The following is a 22,425-nucleotide window of genomic DNA, read 5'->3' on the forward strand; positions in this document are numbered from 1 at the left end:
GCCCACCCAGCCCCGCCAGGCATTCTCAGCCCGTCCGGCGTTTGAGGACGAACTCGGCGGAGCCGGTGATGACGGCAACCGCGCGGCCGGCGAAGCCGGAATTTCGGGAAGGGGTGGGATTGGGGAGAGCCCCGCAGGGCCGCTGGAACCTCAGTCCACCAGATCCCGCACAACCCCGTCCGCCAACAACCGCCCCCGCAGGGTAAGCACGGCCCGCCCCTCCTCGTAGGGCCCCGCCTGGAGGAGGCCGTCCGCGAGGGCCCGCCCCGCAGCCGCAAGGCCGGCGGGCCGAAGCAACGACAACGGACACCCCTCAAGCAACCGCAGCTCCAGCAGAATCCGCTCCACCCGCCGGTCCTCCGCAGCGAGCACCTCCCGCCCCGCCCCCGGCGAGCGCCCAGCGGCCAACGCCCCCGCGTACGCCCCGGGATGCTTGACGTTCCACCACCGCACGCCCCCGACATGACTGTGGGCCCCCGGCCCGGCCCCCCACCAGTCGGCCCCACGCCAGTACAACTCGTTGTGCAGGCACCGCCCCGCCTCGGACGTGGCCCAGTTGGACACCTCGTACCAGGAGAACCCGGCACCGCCGAGGACCTCGTCGGCGATCAGGTACCGGTCCGCGTGCACGTCGTCGTCCGTCATCGGCACCTCGCCGCGCCGGATCCGCCGCGCCAGCTGTGTGCCCTCCTCGACGATCAGGGCGTACGCGCTGACGTGGTCGGGCCCGGCGCCGATCGCCGCGTCGAGCGTGGCCCGCCAGTCGTCGTCGGTCTCGCCCGGGGTGCCGTAGATGAGGTCGAGGTTGACGTGCGCGAAGCCCGCGGCCCGCGCCTCCGCCACGCAGGCCTCGGGCCGGCCGGGGGTGTGCGTGCGGTCGAGCACCTTCAGTACGTGCTGCTTGGCGCTCTGCATCCCGAAGGAGACGCGGTTGAAGCCGCCGGCCCGCAGTTCGCTCAGGTAGGCGGGATCGACGGACTCCGGGTTCGCCTCGGTGGTGATCTCCGCGTCGTCCGCGAGCCCGAACTCCTCCCGCACCGCCCCCAGCATGCGGACCAGGTCGGCCGCGGCGAGCAGCGTCGGCGTACCGCCCCCCACGAAGACGGTCTGGACGGGGCGCGGGTCGTCCCCGAGCACCTTCCGTGCGAGCCGCACCTCATCGACCAACGTGTCCGCGTAGTTGTCGCGCGAGGCGAGCACGCCGCCGGAGCCGCGCAGCTCGGTCGCGGTGTAGGTGTTGAAGTCGCAGTAGCCGCAGCGGGTGGCGCAGTACGGGACGTGGAGGTAGAAGCCGAGCGGTCGTGTCCCCGCAGCCGCGAGGGCGGACGCGGGCAGGGCCCCGTCCTCGGGCATGGGCTCACCATCGGGCAGTGCGGAAGGCATACCTTCGATTGTCCCGCACCACGAAGGGACCCGACGCCGCGCCACAGGCCCCGCGGTGCACGCCCACGACGCCGCACCCGATCCCGCCTACTGCGCCTGCAACACCAGCACCGCCAGATCATCGTCCGGCGGCCGCTCGGAGAATTCGTGCACCAGGCGCTTGATCCGTTCCGCCACCAGCGCCGCGTCCAGCCCGGCGCAGCTCGCGAGCGCCGTCGCGAGGCCGTCGCCGTCATCGAACATCAGTTGCCCCGTGCGGCGCTCCGTCACCCCGTCCGTGACGCAGAGCAGCGTGTCCCCCGTCCGCAGATCGAACGTCTCGCTCGTGTACGTCGCGTCGTCGACGACCCCGAGGAGCAGCTGGGGCGTGGCCGCCGCGCGGACCGTCCCGTCCGGGGAGAGCAGGAGCGGCAGGGGGTGGCCCGCGCTCGCCACCGTGCAGCGGACTCCGCCGTCGTCCGTGGGCACCAGCTCCCCGTAGAGGAGGGAGAGGAAGCGGGAGGTGGCTCCGTCGGGCGGGACGCCCTGGCCGCCGGCCACCGCGACCACCGCCGCGGCCGCGTCCGCCGCCTCCGTCGCGTCGTCGAGCAGGAGCTGGTTGAGGCGGTCGAGCACCTCCGCGACCTCGTACCCCTCGCGGGCGAGCAGCCGCAGCCACGGCCGGGCGAGGCCGATCACGACGGCCGCCTCGACGCCCTTGCCCTGTACGTCGCCGAGCGCGAAGCACCAGCGGCCCTTGCCCGCCTGGAACACGTCGTAGAAGTCACCGCCGGGTCCGCCCTTGTCCCGCGGTTCGTACACGACGCCGCTGTGCACTCCGGGGATGTCCGCGACGGAGCTCGGGAGGAGGCCGCGCTGGAGGACCTGGCTGATGGTGGCCTGGCGCTGGTAGCGCCGCGCCGCGTTGATGGCCAGTGCGACGCGGCGGCTGAAGTCCTCGATGAGGCCGGTGACTTCGTCGGCGAAGCGCACCATGCCGGCCCGCCCGATGATCAGCGTGCCCAGGCCGCGACCGCCCGCCGTGAGGCGGTACGCGAGGGCCGTGCCGCTCGCCTCCTCCGGCACCGAGAGCGCCTCGCCGGGCCACGGCACGGGGACGGCGCCGGAGCCGACGGATTCGGGCAGCCGTGGCGGGTCCTTCTCCAGGCTGCGGCGCAGTTCCTCTATGCGCTGCTCACTGGTGTGCCAGACGCGGGCGAGCCGGGAGCCCGCGCCCCCGCTCATGGAGTCGCGCGGCGCGACCTCCGCCTCGTCGTCGAGCCATACCGCGCACCAGTCCGCGAGCCGCGGCACGAGCAGCTGCCCGGCGAGTGCGGCCACCAGGTCCTCGTCGAACTGTCCTGCGAGCAGGTCGGACGCCTCGGCGAGGAAGGTGAGCGCGCCGCGGTTGACCCACTCCGTGTCGTGCGTGATCCGCTTCGGCAGCGGCGCGAGGATCTCGGCGGTGCGCAGTCCGCGCTGCACGGCCTGCTCGCTGGCGTACGACTCGATCTCGTGCACGGCCTGGACGCCGCCGACCGGGAGGCGGGCCCAGACGGCCTTGGTGCCGGTGCGGTAGGTGATGCCCCAGGAGTCGGAGAGGGTCGCGACGAGCTGAAGGCCGCGGCCGTACTCGGGGGTGCCGGGCGGCTGGGGCATGGGCTCGCTGCGGACCGCTCGGGCGGGGTGGTGGTCGGAGACCTCGATGACGAGGGTGTCGGTGCTCTCGCCAAGGCCCGCCTCGTCGAGCCGGCACAGCAGCTCGACCGTGGTGCCCGCGTGCACGACGGCGTTCGTGACGAGTTCGCTGACCAGGAGCACGGCGTCGTCCGCGAGCCGGTCGGTGACGCCCGCGGCGGCGGGCACCGCGAGCTCGACCCAGTCGGCGAGCGCGGCCCGTACGAACTTGCGTGCGGCCGCGGGTGCCAACGGGTTTCCGGGCAAGGACGTGCACACCACCGCCGGCGGGCCGGGCTGGTGCCCCGGCTGGGCGGACGCACGGAAAGTGGTCTCCCGTTGCATCGGAATGGACCCCACGTTTCGGCTCCTGAGCAGTTCGGTCGAATACGCCTCAGGCGACACGGACAGAGTGACAGACTGGCCACGCCCATAAGCACCGAGTTACTGAAGTGGGCCGCTATGAGTGAGAACAGTGCTATGCCCGCGCTCGGTTACGGTCGGATTCCGGCACCGAAACCAGCTCCGTCACCTCCGCCGCAGGCCGGGAACGATCCGGACCCGGCACCAGAAATCATTCCGGAGACCGCCCCGGAAGCGGCGTCCGAACTGCGCATCCTGCTGTCCGCCATGCGGGCGGCCCGCGACGGGGACTTCACCAAGGTCACGGTGAGCGGGCACGGCCTGGTCGCCGAGCTGCACACGGTGTTCAACGAGATGCTCGACCGCTCCCTGCACTTCGACAGTGAACTCACGCGCGTACGCCGGGAGATCATCCGTCACGGGCACCTCGACGAGCGGTTCACCGCGAGCCCGGGGCAGGGCAGCTGGGCCACGCGGGTGGCGGACGCCAACTCCCTGCTGGACTCCCTGGTCGCCCCGGCGGCCAACGCGACGCGCGTACTGAACGCGGTCGCGGGCGGCGACCTCACCCAGCGCGTGGACCTGCACGACGGCTCGCGCGAACTGCGGGGAGACCTGCGGCGCCTGGGCCGCGCGGTGAACACGATGGTCGACCAGCTGTCGCTCTTCACGGGCGAGGTCACCCGCGTCGCCCGCGAGGTCGGCACGGAGGGGCGGCTCGGCGGGCGCGCCAAGGTGCGCGGCCTCTCGGGCAGTTGGCGTGACGTGACGGAGGCCGTCAACACGATGGCGGCCCGGCTCACCGCCCAAGTGCGCGACATCGCCCTGGTGACGACGGCGGTGGCGCAGGGCGATCTGACACGGACGGTCACGGTCGAGGCGACGGGCGAGCTTCTCGAACTGAAGCTGACCGTCAACACGATGGTCGAGCAGCTCTCCGCGTTCGCCGCCGAGGTGACGCGTGTCGCTCGTGAGGTAGGCACCGAGGGGCAGTTGGGCGGCCGGGCGCAGGCCCGTGGTGTGTCCGGGGTCTGGAAGGACCTCACGGACAACGTCAACTTCATGGCGTCGAACCTCACCTCTCAGGTGCGAAACATCGCCCAGGTGACCACGGCCGTCGCCAACGGCGACCTGAGCCAGAAGATCACCGTCGACGCCCGGGGCGAGATCCTGGAGTTGAAGTCGACGGTGAACACGATGGTGGACCAGCTCTCCGCGTTCGCGGACGAGGTGACCCGCGTGGCCCGCGAGGTCGGCACGGAGGGCAACCTCGGCGGCCGGGCTCAAGTGCGCGGCGTGTCCGGCGTATGGAAGGACCTCACCGACAACGTCAACTTCATGGCGGACAATCTCACCTCTCAGGTGCGGAACATCGCGCTGGTGTCGACGGCCGTCGCCCAGGGCGACCTCGGCAAGAAGATCACGGTCGAGGCGAAGGGCGAGATCCTCGAACTGAAATCCACCATCAACACGATGGTGGACCAGCTCTCCGCGTTCGCCGACGAGGTGACCCGCGTGGCCCGCGAGGTCGGCACCGAGGGCAACTTGGGCGGACAGGCCCAGGTGCGCGGCGTGTCCGGGGTCTGGAAGGACCTCACCGACAACGTCAACTTCATGGCGCTGAACCTCACCTCCCAGGTGCGGAACATCGCCCAGGTCACCACGGCCGTCGCCAACGGCGACCTCTCCAAGATGATCACGGTGACGGCGCGCGGCGAGATCCTGGAGCTGAAGGACACCGTCAACACGATGGTGGAACAGCTGCGGGCCTTCGCGGACGAGGTGACCCGCGTGGCCCGCGAGGTCGGCACGGACGGACGGCTCGGCGGCCGGGCCCAGGTGCTCGGCGTATCGGGCGTGTGGAAGGACCTCACCGACAACGTCAACTACATGGCCGACAACCTCACCGGCCAGGTCCGCAACATCGCGCAGGTCGCGACGGCGGTGGCCCAGGGTGACCTCTCCAAGAAGATCGACGTGGACGCGCGCGGCGAGATCCTGGAGCTGAAGACCACCATCAACACCATGGTGGACACGCTGTCCTCCTTCTCATCCGAGGTCACCCGCGTGGCCCGCGAGGTCGGCTCCGAGGGCCAACTGGGCGGCCAGGCACGGGTCGAGGGCGTCTACGGCACCTGGAAGCGCCTGACGACGAACGTGAACGAACTCGCCCTGAACCTCACCACCCAGGTCCGCGCGATCGCCGAGGTGGCGTCGGCCGTGGCGCAGGGCGACATGACCCGTTCCATCACGGTCGAGACCCGCGGCGAGGTCTCCGAGCTGAAGAACAACATCAACGTCATGGTCTCCAACCTCCGTGAGACCACCCGCGCCAAGGACTGGCTGGAGTCGAACCTCGCCCGCCTCGCGGGTCTGATGCAGGGCCACCGCGACCTGATGGAGGTCGCGGACCTGATCCTGCGCGAGCTGACCCCGCTGGTGAACGCGCAGTACGGCGCCTTCTTCCTGGCCGATCCGGAGGCCGGGGACGCGACGACGCTGCAGTCTCCCCCGGTCAAGGGGCTCGCCTTCATCGCCGGGTACGGCTCCGCGCAGGGTTCGGTCGTCGACACGGGAGCGATGCCCGCGCACGGCCTGGTGCGGCAGGCGGCCCTGGAGAAGAAGCGGATCCTCGTCGACGAGGTGCCGCCCGACTACATCAAGATCAACTCGGGGCTCGGGGACGCCGCCCCCGCCAGCCTGGTGATCATCCCCATCCTCTTCGAGGACAAGCTGCTCGGCGTCATCGAGCTGGCCACGTTCTCCCGCTTCTCGGACGTGCACCTGGCGTTCTTCGACCAGTTCGTCAGCACCATCGGCGTCGCGATCAACACCATCATCGCCAACTCCCGTACGGAGTCACTGCTCAGCGAGTCCCAGCGGCTCGCCACGCAGCTCCAGGACCGCTCGGACGAACTTCAGCTCCAGCAGGCGGAGTTGCAGCGCTCGAACGCCGAACTGGAGGAAAAGGCGGCGCTGCTCGCCACCTCGTCGCAGTACAAGTCGGAGTTCCTCGCGAACATGTCGCACGAGCTGCGCACCCCGCTGAACTCCCTGCTCATCCTGGCCCGGCTGCTCTCCGACAACCCCGACAGCAACCTCTCCGACCAGGAGGTGCAGTTCGCGACCACGATCCACCGCTCGGGCTCCGACCTCCTCCAGCTCATCAACGACATCCTGGACCTGTCGAAGATCGAGGCCGGCCGGATGGACGTACGCCCCAAGAAGCTCCCCCTCATCAAGGTCCTCGACTACGTCCACGCGACGTTCCGACCGCTCACCCTGGACCGCGGGCTCGCCTTCGAGGTGTCGGTCGGCGAGGACGTGCCGCGCGAGATGTTCTCGGACGAGCAGCGGCTCCAGCAGATCCTGCGCAACCTCCTGTCGAACGCGGTCAAGTTCACCGCGAGCGGCCGGGTCGAGCTGCGCGTGAGCCGCGTCAAGAACACCGGCGACCGGCGGCTCCACGACGGCGGCGACCGGCTCTGCTTCGCCGTCACGGACACCGGCATCGGCATCCCGCCCGATCAACTGCCCGCCATCTTCGAGGCGTTCCAGCAGGCCGACGGCACCACCAACCGCAAGTACGGCGGCACCGGCCTCGGCCTCTCCATCAGCCGCGAGATCGCCGGTCTCCTCGGCGGCCGCATCACCGCCGAGAGCAGCCCGGGACAGGGCTCCACCTTCACGCTCTACGTCCCCGTGGTGCACCCCGGCCACGGGCCCGCGGCGGCGGCGTACGCGGCGACCAAGTCGCTCGCGGCGCCGGAGCTGCACGACGAGCGGGTCACCATGTCCCCGCACACCTTCCACGAACAGAACGACAGCTGGCCGACGCCGACCAAGCTGGAGGAGTACCGCGAGGGCCCGGCAGGCCGCATCCTGCGCGGGCGCCGCGTCCTGATCGTGGACGACGACATCCGCAACGTCTTCGCCCTCACCCATGTGCTGAGCCGCGTCGGCATGCCCGTCCTCTACGCGGAGAACGGCCGCGAAGGAATCGAGACCCTGGAGCGCAACCCCGACACCGACCTCATCCTGATGGACATCATGATGCCGGAGATGGACGGCTACGAAACCATCGCCGCGATCCGCCGAACCCCACGCTGGGCCGGCCTTCCGATCATCGCGCTGACCGCCAAGGCCATGCCGGGCGACCGCGAGAAGGCCATCGAGCAGGGCGCGAACGACTATGTACCCAAACCCGTGGATGTGGACCAACTGCTCACCGTCGCCTGCGCGCTCCTGGCCCCTGAGCGCGCGGGCGCGGCAGAGCCGGACACGCCCACCACCACAGATACGGCCGTCGCAACGGAACCGGCAGGCGCTCTCGGGGAGGCCGCTGTTCCGCCGACGGCCGAGTGAGGCACTGTCACCATGAGCACAGAGGTCCTGACCGACAACCGCTCGAGCATCCTCCTCGTCGATGACATGGAGGACAATCTGATGGCTCTCGAAGCCGTCCTGGGGTCACTCAACGAACCGCTGGTACGCGCCCGTTCGGGCGAGGAGGCGATGAAGGCGCTGTTGCGCCAGCGTTTCGCCGTGATCCTCCTGGACGTACGCATGCCGGGGATGGACGGCTTCGAGACCGCGACGAACATCAAACGGCTCGACCAGACCAAGGACGTGCCCATCATCTTCCTGACGGGCACCGACAACGACGCGGGCTACGCCTTCCGAGGCTATGCGACGGGCGCGGCGGACTATCTCACCAAGCCGTTCGACCCGTGGGTGCTGCGCGCCAAGGTCACCGTCTTCCTTGAACTGCACCGCAAGAACCGGCAGTTGGAGAGGATCCTGGCGCGTGAGCAGCAGCAGTTCGACGAGCTGGCGGCCCGCCTGTCGGCCATCGAGTCGCACATGGCGGCCAGCAGCCTCAAGGACGTCCTCGAACTGCGCCACCACGTGACGCACATGGAGGAGCTGGTCAAGGAGATGCGGCGCGGACGAGGTGATGTCTGACCCAGGGGTCCGCATCAGCCCGCCCGCGCACGGGGTCGGGAGCCGGGAATCAGGAGCCGGGAGCTCAGGCCTCGCGCGATCCCGCGTACATCTCGTCGATCAGGTACTGGTACTCGCGCTCGACGACCGGGCGCTTCAGCTTCAGGCTCGGCGTCAGCTCGCCGTGCTCGATGTCCAGGTCGCGGGGCAGCAGCTTGAACTTCTTGACGGTCTGCCAGCGCTGGAGGCCTTCGTTGAGCTCCTTCACATAGCCCTCGACGAGTGCGACCGTCGCGGGGGCGGCGACCACGTCGGCGTAGCTCTTGCCGTCAAGGCCGTTGTCCTTGGCCCAGGCCAGGATGGCCGGCTCGTCGAGCGCGATCAGCGCGGTGCAGAAGTTCTTGTCGGCGCCGTGCACCAGGATGTTGGAGACGTACGGGCAGACGGCCTTGAACTGACCCTCGACCTCGGCGGGCGCGATGTACTTGCCGCCGGAGGTCTTGATCAGGTCCTTCTTGCGGTCGGTGATCCGCAGATAGCCGTCCGCGGACAGCTCGCCGATGTCCCCGGTGTGGAACCACCCGTCGGGCTCCAGGACTTCGGCCGTCTTGTCGGCGAGGCCGTGGTAGCCCTCCATGATGCCGGGGCCGCGCAGCAGGATCTCGCCGTCGTCCGCGATCCGGACCTCGGTGCCGGGCAGCGGCTTGCCGACGGTGCCGGTGCGGTAGGCCTCGCCGGGGTTGACGAAGGAGGCCGCGGAGGACTCGGTGAGGCCGTAGCCCTCCAGGATGTGGATGCCCGCGCCGGCGAAGAAGTAGCCGATCTCGGGCGCGAGGGCGGCCGAACCGGATACGGCGGCGCGCAGCCGTCCGCCGAAGGCCTCCCGCAGCTTGGAGTAGACGAGCGCGTCGGCGACCTTGTGCTTGGCGCCGAGCCCGAAGGGCACGGACGCGTTGCCGGTCCTGCGGAAGTTGTCCTGGCTGACCTTCGCGTACTCGCGGGAGACCTCGGCGGCCCACAGGAAGATCTTGTACTTGGCGCCGCCGCCGGCCCGTGCCTTGGCCGCAACCCCGTTGTAGACCTTCTCGAAGATGCGCGGCACGGCGGCCATGTACGTCGGCTGCACCACCGGCAGGTTTTCGATGATCTTGTCGACGCGGCCGTCGACCGCGGTGACGTGCCCGAGCTCGATCTGGCCGGAGGTCAGCACCTTGCCGAAGACGTGCGCGAGCGGCAGCCACAGGTACTGCACGTCGTCCGGGCCGAGCAGGCCGGTCGACGCGATGGCCTTGGCCATGTACGACCAGTTGTCCTGCGGCAGGCGCACACCCTTGGGCTTACCCGTGGTGCCGGAGGTGTAGATGATCGTGGCGAGCTGGTCCTTGGTGATCGCCGCGATCCGCTCCTTGACCGCCTCCGGGTTCTTCTCCAGATGGGCGGCGCCGCGCGCCTCCAGGTCGGCGAGGGTGAGCAACCAGCCCTCCGGGTCGCCCTCGGCGGGTCCTGCGCCTTCGGCGTCGATCACGACGACGTGCCGCAGGTCGGGCAGCTCGGCGCGCTTCTCGCGCGCCTTGGCGAGCTGCGCCGCGTCCTCGGCGATCAGGACCCGGCTGTCGGAGTCGGCCAGGATGTAGGTGGACTCCTCGGCGTTGGTCTGCGGATACACCGTGGTGGTGGCCGCGCCCGCGCAGAGGATGCCGAGGTCGGCGAGGATCCACTCGACCCGCGTGGACGAGGCGAGCGCCACCCGGTCCTCGGGCGCGAGGCCGAGCTCGATGAGACCCGCGGCGATGGCGTAGACGCGCTCGGCGGCCTGCCCCCAGCTCAGCGACTTCCACTCGTCGGGGCCGTCGCCCGAGGGGGCCGGCACGGGATAGCGGTAGGCCTCGGCGTCGGGCGTGGCCGCCACGCGCTCCAGGAAGAGATGGGCCACGGACGGCGGACGGTTCTCGATCAAGGTCTGTGTGTCGCTCACGACATCCTCCGGACCCGCGACAAAGCGGCGACTGGCTGGCGGCTGCTGGTCTTGTTTAACTTGCGAGTAACCTACGAGCAGTGATCAGAGTAGAGCGCGGAGGCCCGCCACGTAAGGGGCTTCTGCCTGTCACTTCATACAAGAACGGGTCCGCCGCGCAAGAAGCGCGACGGACCCGCTGAGCTGCCTCTGTGACGCCCGTGCCGGACGGTGCCACAGCTGTGGCAGGGACTACTTCTTCGCCTTGCCGGGGCCGCTGTCGTCGCTGGAGAGCACCGCGATGAAGGCTTCCTGCGGCACCTCGACGGAGCCGACCATCTTCATGCGCTTCTTGCCCTCCTTCTGCTTCTCGAGCAGCTTGCGCTTACGGGAGATGTCACCGCCGTAGCACTTGGCGAGGACGTCCTTGCGGATGGCGCGGATGGTCTCGCGGGCGATGACCCGGGAGCCGATCGCGGCCTGGACGGGAATCTCGAAGGCCTGGCGCGGGATGAGCTCGCGCAGCTTGGCCACCAGGCGCACGCCGTACGCGTACGCGGCGTCCTTGTGCGTGACGGCGGAGAAGGCGTCGACCTTGTCGCCGTGCAGCAGGATGTCGACCTTCACGAGCTGGGCGGACTGCTCGCCGGTGGGCTCGTAGTCCAGCGAGGCGTAACCGCGTGTCTTGGACTTCAGCTGGTCGAAGAAGTCGAAGACGATCTCGGCGAGCGGCAGCGTGTAGCGGATCTCCACGCGGTCCTCGGAGAGGTAGTCCATGCCGAGCAGGGTGCCGCGCCGGTTCTGGCACAGCTCCATGATCGAGCCGATGAATTCGCTGGGCGCGAGGAGCGTGGCGCGCACGACGGGCTCGAAGACCTCGTCGATCTTGCCCTCGGGGAACTCACTCGGGTTGGTGACCGTGTGCTCGGTGCCGTCCTCCATGACCACGCGGTAGACCACGTTCGGAGCGGTGGCGATGAGGTCGAGTCCGAACTCGCGCTCGAGCCGCTCACGGATCACGTCGAGGTGCAGCAGGCCCAGGAAGCCGACGCGGAAACCGAAGCCGAGCGCGGCCGACGTCTCCGGCTCGTAGACCAGCGCGGCGTCGTTGAGCTGCAGCTTGTCCAGGGCCTCGCGCAGGTCGGGGTACTCCGAGCCGTCCAGCGGATAGAGGCCCGAGAAGACCATCGGCTTCGGGTCCTTGTAGCCGCCGAGGGCCTCGGTCGCACCCTTGTTCAGGGAGGTGATCGTGTCACCGACCTTGGACTGACGGACGTCCTTCACGCCGGTGATGATGTAACCCACCTCGCCGACGCCGATGCCGTCGGCCGGGGTCATCTCGGGCGACGAGACACCGATCTCCAGGAGCTCGTGCGTGGCGCCGGTGGACATCATCCGGATCCGCTCACGCTTGTTGAGCTGGCCGTCGACCACACGGACGTACGTCACGACGCCGCGGTACGAGTCGTACACGGAGTCGAAGATCATCGCGCGCGCGGGCGCGTCCGCGACGCCGACCGGCGGCGGCACCTCGGCCACGACCTTGTCGAGCAGCGCCTCGACGCCCATGCCGGTCTTCGCGGAGACCTTCAGCACGTCCTCCGGGTCGCAACCGATGAGGTTGGCGAGCTCCTCGGAGAACTTCTCCGGCTGGGCGGCCGGCAGGTCGATCTTGTTGAGCACCGGAACGATCTTGAGGTCGTTCTCCATCGCCAGATAGAGGTTGGCGAGAGTCTGCGCCTCGATGCCCTGCGCCGCGTCCACGAGAAGGACCGTGCCCTCACAGGCCGCGAGCGAGCGGGACACCTCGTACGTGAAGTCCACGTGGCCCGGGGTGTCGATCATGTTGAGAACGTGGGTGCTGCCCTTGTCGGGCCCCTCCGTGGGGGCCCAGGGCAGACGCACCGCCTGGGACTTGATCGTGATGCCGCGCTCACGCTCGATGTCCATGCGGTCGAGGTACTGAGCACGCATCTGCCGCTGCTCGACCACGCCGGTCAGCTGGAGCATCCGGTCGGCGAGCGTGGACTTGCCGTGGTCGATGTGCGCGATGATGCAGAAATTACGGATCAGAGCCGGGTCGGTACGGCTCGGCTCGGGCACATTTTTAGGGGTCGCGGGCACGCAGGGTCCTGTCTCTTGAGGCGCCTGTCGCCTCGGGTCGGATCTATACGTAGGTTCCATGGTCCCATGGGTGGAGCACTGGGCCCGGTGTGGGCCGGTCCGGGTGGGGGGCGGACCCGGATCGGGCCGGTCCGGGCGGGGCCTGGGCCCGGATTGGGCCGGTCGGAGGGCGGCTGGTAATCTGGGCAGCTGTGTCTCCTTGCCCTATCGGTTCTGAGGCACGTGTCAAAGAAACTCATCTGCAGTACCTCTGCAGGACCTGAACCTGAAAAGGCTCTTTCGTGGCGAACATCAAGTCCCAGCTCAAGCGGATCAAGACCAACGAGAAGGCGCGTCAGCGCAACAAGGCAGTCAAGTCTTCCCTGAAGACCGCGATCCGCCGGGCCCGCGAGGCCGTTGCCGCTGGTGACACCCAGAAGGCCGTCGAGGCGACGCGCGAGGCTTCGCGCCAGCTCGACAAGGCCGTCTCCAAGGGCGTCATCCACAAGAACCAGGCCGCCAACAAGAAGTCGGCGCTTGCTTCGAAGGTCGCGTCCCTCCAGGGCTGAAACCCTTGCCCCGGCTCGCCGGGGCGCTGATCAATCCTCCCGCGAGGGTAATTCGAGCCCTCTACCTCGAATCGCGGACAGACCCCGCAGTACGCCACGCTGCGACAATGCCCCCGGCCCACTCCGGGGGCATTGCTGTGTCCGGGGGTATTACGCCCCTTTAGGGGCGCGGGGAACGGCGCGAGCAACCACAGCTGGCCTGCAGACGATGAAGCTGCGGAGGCACCCCCAGGGGCGCGGGGAACTGCGCGAACAAGCACAACGCCCCCGCAGACACAGCACCCCGGGGGGCAACCGCACAACCTCAGCGGCGCGCCCTCGCGGCACGGGCAACGGAAACGACGGCCTTCTCCAGCGCGTACTCGGGATCATCGCCCCCACCCTTGACCCCCGCATCAGCCTCCGCACAGGCCCTCAACGCCACCGCCACCCCATCCGGCGTCCACCCCCGACTCTGCTGCCGAACCCGATCAATCTTCCAGGGCGGCATACCGAGCTCCCGGGCAAGATCAGCCGGCCGCCCGCCCCTCGCAGAGGACAGCTTGCCGATCGCCCGGACAGCCTGCGCGAGGGCACTGGTGATCAGGACGGGGGCGACCCCGGTCGACAAGGACCACCGCAACGCTTCGAGCGCCTCGGCGGCCCGCCCCTCCACCGCACGGTCGGCCACGGTGAAGCTGGAGGCTTCGGCGCGGCCCGTGTAGTAGCGGCCGACGACGGCCTCGTCGATCGTGCCCTCGACGTCGGCCACCAGCTGGGACACCGCCGACGCCAGCTCCCGCAGATCGCTGCCGATCGAGTCGACCAGCGCCTGGCACGCCTCGGGAGTGGCCGAACGGCCCAGGGCACGGAACTCGCTCCGTACGAACGAGAGCCGGTCCGCGGCCTTGGTCATCTTGGGGCAGGCGACCTCCCGGGCCCCCGCCTTGCGCGCGGCGTCGAGCATCCCCTTGCCCTTGGCACCGCCCGCGTGCAGCAGGACGAGGGTGATCTCCTCGGCCGGCGCGGAGAGATACGCCTTGACGTCCTTGATCGTGTCGGCCGACAGATCCTGCGCGTTGCGTACGACCACGACCTTGCGCTCGGCGAAGAGCGAGGGACTGGTCAGCTCGGCGAGCGTGCCGGGCTGCAGCTGGTCGGAGGTGAGGTCACGCACGTCCGTGTCCGCGTCGGCGGCGCGGGCGGCCGCGACCACCTGCTGCACGGCGCGGTCGAGGAGGAGGTCCTCCTGGCCCACGGCGAGCGTGAGAGGGGCGAGCGGGTCGGCGGTATCTGTCTTCCTGGCCATCGCGGTCAAGCATCCCACGCGGCACTGACAGCCCGCCCCGTACAGCCGGTTCCGGACCGCATCCCCTCATACCGGAGAATGGGCTGGTGACCGACGTACGACATGTCCTGGTGCTGCCCGACCGCGACGCCGCGGAGGAAGTGGCCGAAGAACTCCCCGACCGTTTCGGCGTGCGTGAGCAGCCGCAGCTCGTCCGTGACGCCCTAGCGGGTGAGGACGACGCCGAGGACGCCCAGTGGCTGGTCGTGATCGAGGACCCCGAGCGGCGCCTGGACCGGACGGCACTGGACGATCTGGCGGCGGAACATGAGGGCTGGCTGGAAGCTCCCTAGGTCCCGGAGGCTGCCTAGGTGTTGGAGGCTCCCTAGGTCTTGGGCAGGACCTGTATGTCGAGGTCGATCGAGATGCTGGGGCCGATCGCCGCGATGCCTCGGGCCAGCATCGTCTGCCAGTTGATCGTGAAGTCGTCGCGGTGCAGCTCGGTGGAGGCGCGGCAGGCCACGCGGGTCTCCCCCTCCAGGCCGCGGCCCACCCCGAGATACTCCGTCTCCAGCGTCACCGTGCGCGTCACCCCGTGCAGCGTCAGGCCGCCCGTGATCGCCCAGCGGCTGCCGCCCTTGTGCACGAAGCGGTCGCTGTAGAACTCCACCGTCGGGAAACGCTCCACGTCGAGGAAGTCCCCGGACCTCAAGTGGTCGTCGCGCATCTTCACCGCGGTGTCGATGGAGGAGGCGTCGATGACGACGTGCATGGCCGAGTCCTCCATGCGCTCCCCCAGCCGTATGGCACCCGCGAAGCTGTTGAACCGCCCGTGAATACGGGCGAGACCGATGTGCCGCGCGCTGAAGGCGACCGAGGAGTGCAGGGGATCGATCTCCCAGTCACCGGGCTCGGGCAGCGCCGGAGGCGGGGCTATCTGGAGCATGACGTCACCGAGCGAGGCGTGCGCGCTCTCCCCGACCGTGGCGTTCGCCCGGTACGGAGTGAACCCCTCCGCCGAGACCGCCAGGCGGTAGTCACCGGCGGGAACGGTCGCGACGAACGAACCGAACGGATCAAGGCCCCCGCCGACAACCTTGCGCCCCATGGCATCGCTCACCGCGAACTCAGCATGCCGCACAGGCTCATTGACGGGGTCGAGCACCCGGCAGCTGAGCACCCCCGCACTGGCCGGAACCGCCACAGCGGAAAGGGGACCGCCGCCCCGTCCAGCCCGCCCCACGCGTTCAGCCCGACCCGCGCGTCCAGCCCGCCCTGCCTGACCTGCCCGTCCTGCCTGAACGACTCGATTCGTTCGACCGGCTCGGTCCGTACGTTCTCCCAGCCAACGGCCGAACATTTGCGACACACCCCCGCGCACCTTGACAACTCCTGTCACGAAGAGGCATTCGATCACCGTTGCGGCATTCGATGCAACACGAACCCACTTCACTGGAATCCTGCGATAGCACTTGAACTGTCCCGAGTAACCGAATTGGTCACCTGTAGAGGCGTTTTGGCACCCCGGCCGGGCTCCGGGCTACGGCCTATGGCGGGCGCGTGGCCACCTTCAGCGCCGGGACTGCTCCCTCAGCCGATTCGGCCGCCCGCCCGTCGGTCGGCCCGATGACGGCGATGGAGCCGTTCGTATCCGTCCGCAGCACCTCCGCGCCCCCGGCCCGCAACGCCGCGACCGTACGAGGCGCCGGGTGGCCGTACGAGTTGTCCCGTCCGCAGGAGATGAGAGCCAGGCGAGGCGCGGCCCGCCGCAGGAGGCCGGGGTCCTGATAGGCCGAGCCGTGGTGGGCGACCTTGAGCACGTCCACGGGTGGCAGCGCCGCCACGGCCGGGGTGCGCGCCAGGGCTCGCTGGGCGGGCGGCTCGAGATCACCGAGCAGGAGCAGGGTCACTCCCCCGGCCCGGACGAGCAGGGTGACGCTGGCGTCGTTCGGGCCTTCGGGGGTCGCTGCCGTGCCCGGACCGGCCGCCACGGGCCAGAGCACCCGCCAGTCGAGAACCCCGCCGTCCGCGCGTCTCCGCTCCCCCGCCACCGCATGGCCCACCGGGATCCCGTGGGCAGCCGCCTGCCCCCGTACGAACCGCGCCTGCTCGGGAGGTTCTTGATACCCCGTCGTCTGGATTGCCCCGACCGAACGCCCCCGCAGCACACCCGGCAGGCCCGCCACATGGTCCGCGTGGAAATGCGTCAACAGCACCAGCGGTACCCGCGTCACGCCGAGCGAACGCAGACAGCGGTCCACGAGCACCGGATCAGGCCCCGCGTCGACGACCACCCCGGCCCCGTCACCGGCAGCGAGCACGGTGGCGTCCCCCTGCCCCACGTCACACATCGCGAACCGCCAGCCCGGTGGCGGCCAGCCCGCGATCACCCGGGTGAGGGGCGGAGGTTGGACGATCGCGAGGACGAGCAGCACAGCGAAGGCCACGCTGACCCACGGGTGCCTGACGAGCCTGCGGCCGACCAGCACCACGCCCGCCGTGGCGAGGGCGAGCAGCAGACCGCCGAGCCAGCCGCCGGGCCAGTCGATCCCGCTCCCGGGCAGGGCCGCTCCCGCGCGGGCGATGTCCGCGATCCACCCGGTCGGCCAACTCGCGCACCACGCCAAAACCTTGGCGACCGGCATCGCCCACGGCGCCGTCGCCAGCGTGGCGAAGCCGAGGACCGTGGCAGGCGCGACGGCCGCCTCCGCGAGGAGGTTGCAGGGCACCGCCACCAGGCTCACCCGTGCCGCGAGGACGGCGACGACCGGCGCGCACACCGCCTGCGCGGCTGCCGCGGCGGCCAACGCCTCGGCCAGGCGCGGAGGGACCCGGCGCCTTCGCAGGGCAGTACTCCATCTCGGAGCGAGGGTGAGCAGGGCTCCGGTGGCAAGAACGGAGAGCAGAAAGCCGGGACTTCGGGCCAGCCACGGGTCGTACAGGACGAGCAGCAGTACGGCGGCGGCCAGGGCCGGGATCAGCGACCTGCGCCGCCCTGTGCCGATGGCTAGCAGCGCGATCAGCCCGCAGGCCGCGGCCCGCAGCACACTCGGGTCCGGCCGGCAGACGATGACGAAGCAGAGGGTGAGGACGCCGCCCAGCAACGCGGTCATCCGCAGTGAAATCCCCAACCGCGGTGCGATTCCTCGCCGTTCAGCCCGTTGCGCTAGGCCGGGTGGGCCGATGAGCAGGGCGAGGACGATCGTGAGGTTGGCGCCGCTCACCGCCAGGAGGTGCGTCAGGTCGGTCGCCTTGAAGGCCTCTTCCAACTCGGGTGACACGCGTGAGGTGTCCCCGACCACCAGGCCGGGCAACAGCGCACGGGCGTCGGGCGGCAAACCGTCCGTGGCCTCCCTCAGCCCGCCCCGCAGTCTCCCCGCAAGCCGCTGCGGCCCCGACGCCGCCTCGATCACCTCCGGGGGCGGCTCCCCGGACACCCGCAGCACGGCCGCCACGCGGTCGCCCCGGGGCAGGGGAGGCGAGAGGCTCGCCTGGACACGCAGCCTGGTGGAGGGCAGCAGCGCCAGCCAGCGAGCCCTGGGCCAGGGTCCGACGGCATCCCCACGGCTGTCGGCGAAGACCAGGGCCGGGGTGCGGGTCACGGAGGTGTCGCCGTCCGCCGACGTGACCCGGACGATCTCCGCGTCGAACATGACGGAGGGCGGCACGGCATGGGCTCCCGTGACGCGGGGCCGGGTCAGCCGGGGGTCTCCGGTGATCTCCAACTCCACCTCTGCATCGGCGTATTGATTCGCCAGGGCAGGTACCGGTCCTCGATGCAGGTCGGCCCCGTGCAACGCCCCGGAAGCAGCGCCCGCCGCGGCGCAGAGGAGGACGGCCGCCGCCGAGACCCGCCGCCAGGGCCGCCCTCGCCACCGGCCGTCGGCCGGCCCGGACACCGCGTCCTGCCGCCCTTCCTCCCCTTCACCCGCCGATCGACCCCTCACCGTCCAGGCCACCAGCAGGGCACCTGCCACCACCACGCAGACCACCACGGCTGCGGTCACCCACTGATGCGGGGCATCCAGCGCCACGGCCGCGCTTCCCCACGCCGCGAGGGCGGGCGGCACGAGGCGCAGGTCCAGCGGGCCCTCCCGGCGAGGGTGGGCGCCCGCCGGCCGAGGCCCGCGCGGGGCGTGCACCGCCTGGCGCCCCGGAGCCGTCGGAGCCCCCGGCACGACGGCCGCCCCGTTCGGCGCTCTCATGGCCGCACGAGATTCTGCAGGTCGGCGTAGCGTTTGTCGCCGATTCCGTTGACCTCGCGCAGTTCGTCCACCGAGCGGAAACCGCCGTGTTCCGTGCGGTAGTCGATGATGTGCTGGGCCAGCACGGGGCCCACGCCCGGCAGTTCGTCGAGTTGCTCGGCAGTGGCCGTGTTGAGTCCGACCGGGGCGGCGGGGCTCGCCGCCGTCGGCCCCGCCGCCGATCCCGCGCCGGGCTCCGCCGGAGCTGCCGGTGCTGCCGAAGTCGGCGCCAGGGCGCCCACGACCACTTGTTCGCCGTCGATGAGCAGACGGGCACGGTTGAGGCCGTCCGTGTCCGTGCCGGGGCGAACCCCGCCTGCGGCCTTCAGCGCGTCGGCTACCCGGGACCCCGCGGGCATCCGCAGAATTCCGGGGCTTCGCACCTTTCCACTGACGTCCACGACGATCCTCCCGCCGACCGCGCCGGCCACCGGCCGACCCCCGCCTTCCGAGGGAGGTGGGGCTCCGGGCGACGGAGAGGGCGCCGCCCCGACCACGTCCGGCGCCCGCACCGGCTGCGTCCGCCCTGCCCAGAAGTGCTGGGCGGCGAAGACCGCCGCAACGACAAGGACCACCAGGAGCGCGACCAGACTCCGCCGCTCAAGCCCGCAACGCGCCTGCAGCCACAACGGCAACCGCTCCCGCACAGCAAGCCCCACCCGCCCCCGCAGGGGCGCCCCCACCGCCGCCTGCCGAGCCATCGGCTGCGGCTGCGGCTGCGGCTGCGCGGGAGCATGAGCACCCGCCACCGACTGCCGCCACCGCCGGTCGTGCACCTGCCCCCGCGCCGACGCCGACAACGGCCCCCGCACGGCCTGCGGCAACACCGCCCCCTCCGGCGACGATGCCGACCGAGTCGGCGACTCGGCCAGCGGCAATGCCGCACCCTGCACCTCACCATCCGCCGCGTGCGCCTGCTGAACCCCTGGCACCGGCGCACCCGAAGACCGAGCCCACACCGTCGTCCGCCGCTGCGAACCCAGCCCCGACTGCGACGAAGCCGCACCCCCCGGCACTGACTGACGCCGCCCCGCACCACGCCGCCGCGCCTGCGGCACCAACTCACCATCAGCCGCGTCCGCCTGCGGAGCCCGAGACACCGGCGCAACCGAAGACTGCCCCCGCACCGAAGCCAGCCGCTGCGGCCCCTGCACGGTCTGTTGCAGGGTCATGCCCTCCGGCTCACCACCCGCCTGCTGAGCCCCTAGCACCGGCGCACCCGAAGACCGAGCCCACGCTGGCTCCCGCCGCTGCGAACCCCGCACAGGGCGTTGCAAAAACCCATCCTGCGGCTCACCATCGGCCGAGTCCGGCTGCGGATCCCGCGGCACCGGCGCACCCGAAGACCGAGCCCACGCCGGCGCCCGCCGCTGCGAACCCCGCCCGGCCTGTCGCAAAGTCGCGCCCTGCGCCTCCCCCACGTCCTTCGGCTCACCACGCTCACCATCGGCCGCATCCGCATCCGCCTGCTGAGCCCAACGAGGCGCCGAAGGCTGGGTCCGCCCCGGAGTCTGCGGTTGCTCAGAAGCCCAGCCCCCCGACCCCGGCGGCTGCGACACCACCCTCGATCGCCGCGCCACCCGCGGCCGAGACGGCGACGCCAGCTCGGAATCCAGCTTCAGCTCCAGCTCCGGCTCCGGCCGCTCACCCCCCGCCTCCTCCAGCTCCGGCTGACGCCAACGCCTGACCCGCCCCGGCCCAAGCTCTGGCCTCGCCCCCGGTTCTGGCCGCGGCTCCGACCCCAGCCCAAGTCCTGGTCCCAGCCCAAGCCCCGCCCCCAAGCCCCCTCCGGCACCGCCCCCTTCACCACCCGCTCCCTCAGACTCGGCAGTGAAGAGTGACTCCGCGCGTTGCCGCAACGCCTGTGCCCGCGCTTCCGCCGACCCGTGTCTGCGCCTGGTCGCTCGCCTGCGGGCGTGGCTGTGTCGCGCGCGGCCGTCGGAGGATCGGCCGTCGGACGCTGGGGCTCGCCCCGGTCCGCTCGTCGCGGCAGGTTTCCGTGAAAGTGATCGAAGTGCCATGCCGACGACGCTAGGCATCGCGGCGGAAATTAGTTGATCTTGGTCAATTTCCGTGGATTACCCGGAAGTTGTGGATAACTTCGTCACCCACACCCACACGCCCCCACCCAGGCCCGCCCCCCCCCGGCACCAACACCCCTCACCAGGGCGAAACCACAGCCCCCAACAACCCTGGCCCCGTATGCGCCCCGATCACCGCGCCGACCTCACTCACGTGCAGTTCCGCGAGGGACGGCAGCCGGTCCCTGAGGCGGTCCGCGAGGGTTGTTGCCCGGTCCGGGGCCGCCAGGTGATGTACCGCGATGTCCACGCGGTTCGAACCGGCCCGCTCGACCACGATCTCCTCGAGCCGGGCGATCGCCTTGGACGCCGTCCGCACCTTCTCCAGCATCTCGATGCGCCCGCCGTCCAGCTGGAGCAGCGGCTTCACCGCCAGCGCCGAGCCCAACAGGGCCTGGGCCGCGCCGATGCGGCCACCACGGCGCAGATAGTCCAGCGTGTCGACGTAGAAGTACGCGGACGTGTTCGCGGCCCGCTTCTCCGCCGCCGCCACCGCCTCGTCCACCGAGCCGCCCGACTCGGCGGTCTCCGCCGCCGCGAGGGCGCAGAAGCCCAGGGCCATCGCGACCATGCCGGTGTCCACCACCCGGACCGGCACCGGCGCGTCCTTCGCCGCGAGGACCGCCGCGTCGTACGTTCCCGAGAACTCGGCCGACAGGTGCAGAGAGACGATGGCCGTGGCGCCGGAATCGGCGACCTTGCGATACGTCTGCGCGAAGAGCTCCGGGCTCGGCCGCGAGGTGGTCACGGAACGCCGCTTCTGCAGCGCAAGGGCCAGGGAGCGGGCGGAGATCTCGGTGCCCTCTTCGAGCGCCTGGTCGCCGAGGACCACGGTCAGAGGTACCGACGTGATGCCGTGCCGCTCCATCGTCCGCTGCGGCAGATAGGCCGTTGAATCCGTGACGATCGCGACATGACGGGACATGCGGTGGAGATTACCTGCCTGGACCCGAAGGCGGCAGCCCGACCCCTGAGGCGGCAGTCTGCCGGCCGCGCCCCCGGCCGTGCCACGTCGCCCGCGCGGTCACGTCGTGCTCTCCGGCCTGGTCTGCTTCTCCCAGGGATAGACGGGCCGCGGCGTCGGCGGCGTGATGGCGGGCCGCGCCGACTCCTCCGCCGACGCGGACGGCTTCGACTGCCCCGCCCGCTCCGGCTGCTCCGGCTGCCCCGAAGGCTCCGTCCACGTCTGCTCGGCACCCTTGCCCGCGTCCGCCGCCGGCTCGGGCTCGGGCCACGCGGCGGGCGTCTGTGTGGGCGAGGGCTCCTTCGTCCAGTGCCGCAGCGCGCCCGTCTCCAGGTCGATCTGCGAGCTCAGGGAGTCCAGGTCATCGCCCGCGAAGCGCTGGGACCGGTCGCGGACCGCCCACCGCAGCGAGTCCGCCGACTTGGTGATCTGCGCCGTACGCTCCCGCAGTGCCGGGAGCCGCGTGGCCAGGGTCGTCCTGTCGGGGTCCCGCTCCAGGCGCCGGAGCTCGTCGTCCAGCTCGTGCCCGTGCGCGCTGAGCCGCTCGAAGAGCCCCAGGGACTCCTTCAGCGAGGCGTCTTCGACCACGCCCGCCTGCAGGGCGTCCTGCGTGGCCCGCATCGACGTACGCAACTTGAGCCGCAGCTGGGCCAGTTCACCGGCCGCGCCCACCTGCGCGAAGCTCTTCGCCCGGAGCGTCGTGTCCTCCACCGACCGGCGCGCCTGCGAGATCGTGCGGTCCACGCCACGCTTGGCGGCACCGACCGCCTTCACGGTCATGTACGCACCAAAGATCACGAACAGCAGTACCAGCAGCGCCACGATCACGCCCACGGCTTCCATGACGCTCCTCCCAGTCCCTGCGGCGGGTTCCGCACCGACTCTTCAACGGTAAAC

Annotated in this window: 14 protein-coding genes; 4 read left to right on the forward strand and 10 right to left on the reverse strand. The window is 70.7% G+C overall.

Translation table 11 applies throughout. The annotated features are described in order from the left end of the window. Window positions 1-150: 150 nt before the first annotated feature. Window positions 151-1,383 carry a radical SAM family heme chaperone HemW gene (hemW, locus tag ACIBCK_RS04165; protein WP_399386540.1) on the reverse strand — a complete coding sequence of 411 codons (1,233 nt, stop codon included), beginning with the start codon at window positions 1,381-1,383 and terminating at the stop codon, window positions 151-153. Between the two features lie 87 nt (window positions 1,384-1,470). Then, window positions 1,471-3,399, reverse strand: a complete 1,929-nt coding sequence (locus ACIBCK_RS04170; protein WP_399386542.1) for a SpoIIE family protein phosphatase — start codon at window positions 3,397-3,399, stop codon at window positions 1,471-1,473. Between the two features lie 270 nt (window positions 3,400-3,669). On the opposite strand from ACIBCK_RS04170, the gene ACIBCK_RS04175 reads away from it, so the two are divergent. Both ACIBCK_RS04175 and ACIBCK_RS04180 read left to right on the forward strand, forming a co-directional pair. After that, the gene (locus tag ACIBCK_RS04175) at window positions 3,670-7,767 is read left to right on the forward strand and encodes a HAMP domain-containing protein (RefSeq protein WP_399387240.1); all 4,098 of its coding nucleotides are present in this window, start codon (window positions 3,670-3,672) and stop codon (window positions 7,765-7,767) included. Between the two features lie 12 nt (window positions 7,768-7,779). Continuing rightward, a complete protein-coding gene (locus ACIBCK_RS04180) occupies window positions 7,780-8,367 on the forward strand; it encodes a two-component system response regulator (protein WP_399386544.1) in 588 nt (195 codons plus the stop codon). A 64-nt stretch (window positions 8,368-8,431) separates the two neighbouring features. Here the strand turns inward: ACIBCK_RS04180 and ACIBCK_RS04185 are convergent, their stop codons facing one another. After that, window positions 8,432-10,321 carry an AMP-dependent synthetase/ligase gene (locus tag ACIBCK_RS04185; RefSeq protein WP_399386546.1) on the reverse strand — a complete coding sequence of 630 codons (1,890 nt, stop codon included), beginning with the start codon at window positions 10,319-10,321 and terminating at the stop codon, window positions 8,432-8,434. Between the two features lie 231 nt (window positions 10,322-10,552). After that, window positions 10,553-12,424 carry a translation elongation factor 4 gene (lepA, locus tag ACIBCK_RS04190; protein WP_399386548.1) on the reverse strand — a complete coding sequence of 624 codons (1,872 nt, stop codon included), beginning with the start codon at window positions 12,422-12,424 and terminating at the stop codon, window positions 10,553-10,555. 281 nt (window positions 12,425-12,705) lie between these two features. Between lepA and rpsT the strand changes: the two genes are divergently transcribed. Then, window positions 12,706-12,972 carry a 30S ribosomal protein S20 gene (gene rpsT, locus ACIBCK_RS04195; RefSeq protein WP_399386550.1) on the forward strand — a complete coding sequence of 89 codons (267 nt, stop codon included), beginning with the start codon at window positions 12,706-12,708 and terminating at the stop codon, window positions 12,970-12,972. 304 nt (window positions 12,973-13,276) lie between these two features. Here rpsT and holA read toward each other — a convergent pair whose 3' ends face one another. Next, entirely contained in the window at window positions 13,277-14,260 is a 984-nt protein-coding gene (holA, locus tag ACIBCK_RS04200) for a DNA polymerase III subunit delta (RefSeq protein WP_399386552.1), read from the reverse strand. An 86-nt stretch (window positions 14,261-14,346) separates the two neighbouring features. On the opposite strand from holA, the gene ACIBCK_RS04205 reads away from it, so the two are divergent. Then, the gene (locus ACIBCK_RS04205) at window positions 14,347-14,592 is read left to right on the forward strand and encodes a hypothetical protein (RefSeq protein ID WP_399386554.1); all 246 of its coding nucleotides are present in this window, start codon (window positions 14,347-14,349) and stop codon (window positions 14,590-14,592) included. Window positions 14,593-14,624: 32 nt separating this feature from the next. Here ACIBCK_RS04205 and ACIBCK_RS04210 read toward each other — a convergent pair whose 3' ends face one another. The 5 genes from ACIBCK_RS04210 to ACIBCK_RS04230 form a co-directional block, all read right to left on the reverse strand. Further along, the gene (locus ACIBCK_RS04210; protein WP_399387242.1) at window positions 14,625-15,599 is read right to left on the reverse strand and encodes a YceI family protein; all 975 of its coding nucleotides are present in this window, start codon (window positions 15,597-15,599) and stop codon (window positions 14,625-14,627) included. A gap of 187 nt (window positions 15,600-15,786) precedes the next feature. Then, a complete protein-coding gene (locus tag ACIBCK_RS04215; RefSeq protein WP_399386556.1) occupies window positions 15,787-18,444 on the reverse strand; it encodes a ComEC/Rec2 family competence protein in 2,658 nt (885 codons plus the stop codon). Next, complete coding sequence (locus tag ACIBCK_RS04220) at window positions 18,441-19,184, reverse strand: helix-hairpin-helix domain-containing protein (protein WP_399387244.1); 744 nt, start codon at window positions 19,182-19,184, stop codon at window positions 18,441-18,443. Before ACIBCK_RS04220 ends, ACIBCK_RS04215 begins: the two co-directional genes overlap by 4 nt. Window positions 19,185-20,643: 1,459 nt before the next feature. Continuing rightward, window positions 20,644-21,489 carry a DegV family protein gene (locus tag ACIBCK_RS04225; RefSeq protein WP_399386558.1) on the reverse strand — a complete coding sequence of 282 codons (846 nt, stop codon included), beginning with the start codon at window positions 21,487-21,489 and terminating at the stop codon, window positions 20,644-20,646. Between the two features lie 99 nt (window positions 21,490-21,588). After that, on the reverse strand, window positions 21,589-22,371 hold the full coding sequence (locus ACIBCK_RS04230) for a hypothetical protein (RefSeq protein WP_399386559.1): 783 nt from the start codon (window positions 22,369-22,371) through the stop codon (window positions 21,589-21,591). Between the last annotated feature and the right edge of the window lie 54 nt (window positions 22,372-22,425).

The organism is Streptomyces sp. NPDC051218 (assembly GCF_044455475.1).
Lineage (GTDB): Bacteria > Actinomycetota > Actinomycetes > Streptomycetales > Streptomycetaceae > Streptomyces.

What these genes read in the sequence shown, in the direction of transcription:
- hemW (WP_399386540.1), bottom strand. Translation starts at nt 1,383, where the DNA reads ATGCCTTCCGCACTGCCCGATGGTGAGCCCATGCCCGAGGACGGGGCC.
- ACIBCK_RS04175 (WP_399387240.1), top strand. Translation starts at nt 3,670, where the DNA reads ATGCGGGCGGCCCGCGACGGGGACTTCACCAAGGTCACGGTGAGCGGG.
- ACIBCK_RS04180 (WP_399386544.1), top strand. Translation starts at nt 7,780, where the DNA reads ATGAGCACAGAGGTCCTGACCGACAACCGCTCGAGCATCCTCCTCGTC.
- holA (WP_399386552.1), bottom strand. Translation starts at nt 14,260, where the DNA reads ATGGCCAGGAAGACAGATACCGCCGACCCGCTCGCCCCTCTCACGCTC.
- ACIBCK_RS04210 (WP_399387242.1), bottom strand. Translation starts at nt 15,599, where the DNA reads ATGTTCGGCCGTTGGCTGGGAGAACGTACGGACCGAGCCGGTCGAACG.
- ACIBCK_RS04215 (WP_399386556.1), bottom strand. Translation starts at nt 18,444, where the DNA reads ATGAGAGCGCCGAACGGGGCGGCCGTCGTGCCGGGGGCTCCGACGGCT.
- ACIBCK_RS04220 (WP_399387244.1), bottom strand. Translation starts at nt 19,184, where the DNA reads ATGGCTCGGCAGGCGGCGGTGGGGGCGCCCCTGCGGGGGCGGGTGGGG.
- ACIBCK_RS04225 (WP_399386558.1), bottom strand. Translation starts at nt 21,489, where the DNA reads ATGTCCCGTCATGTCGCGATCGTCACGGATTCAACGGCCTATCTGCCG.
- ACIBCK_RS04230 (WP_399386559.1), bottom strand. Translation starts at nt 22,371, where the DNA reads ATGGAAGCCGTGGGCGTGATCGTGGCGCTGCTGGTACTGCTGTTCGTG.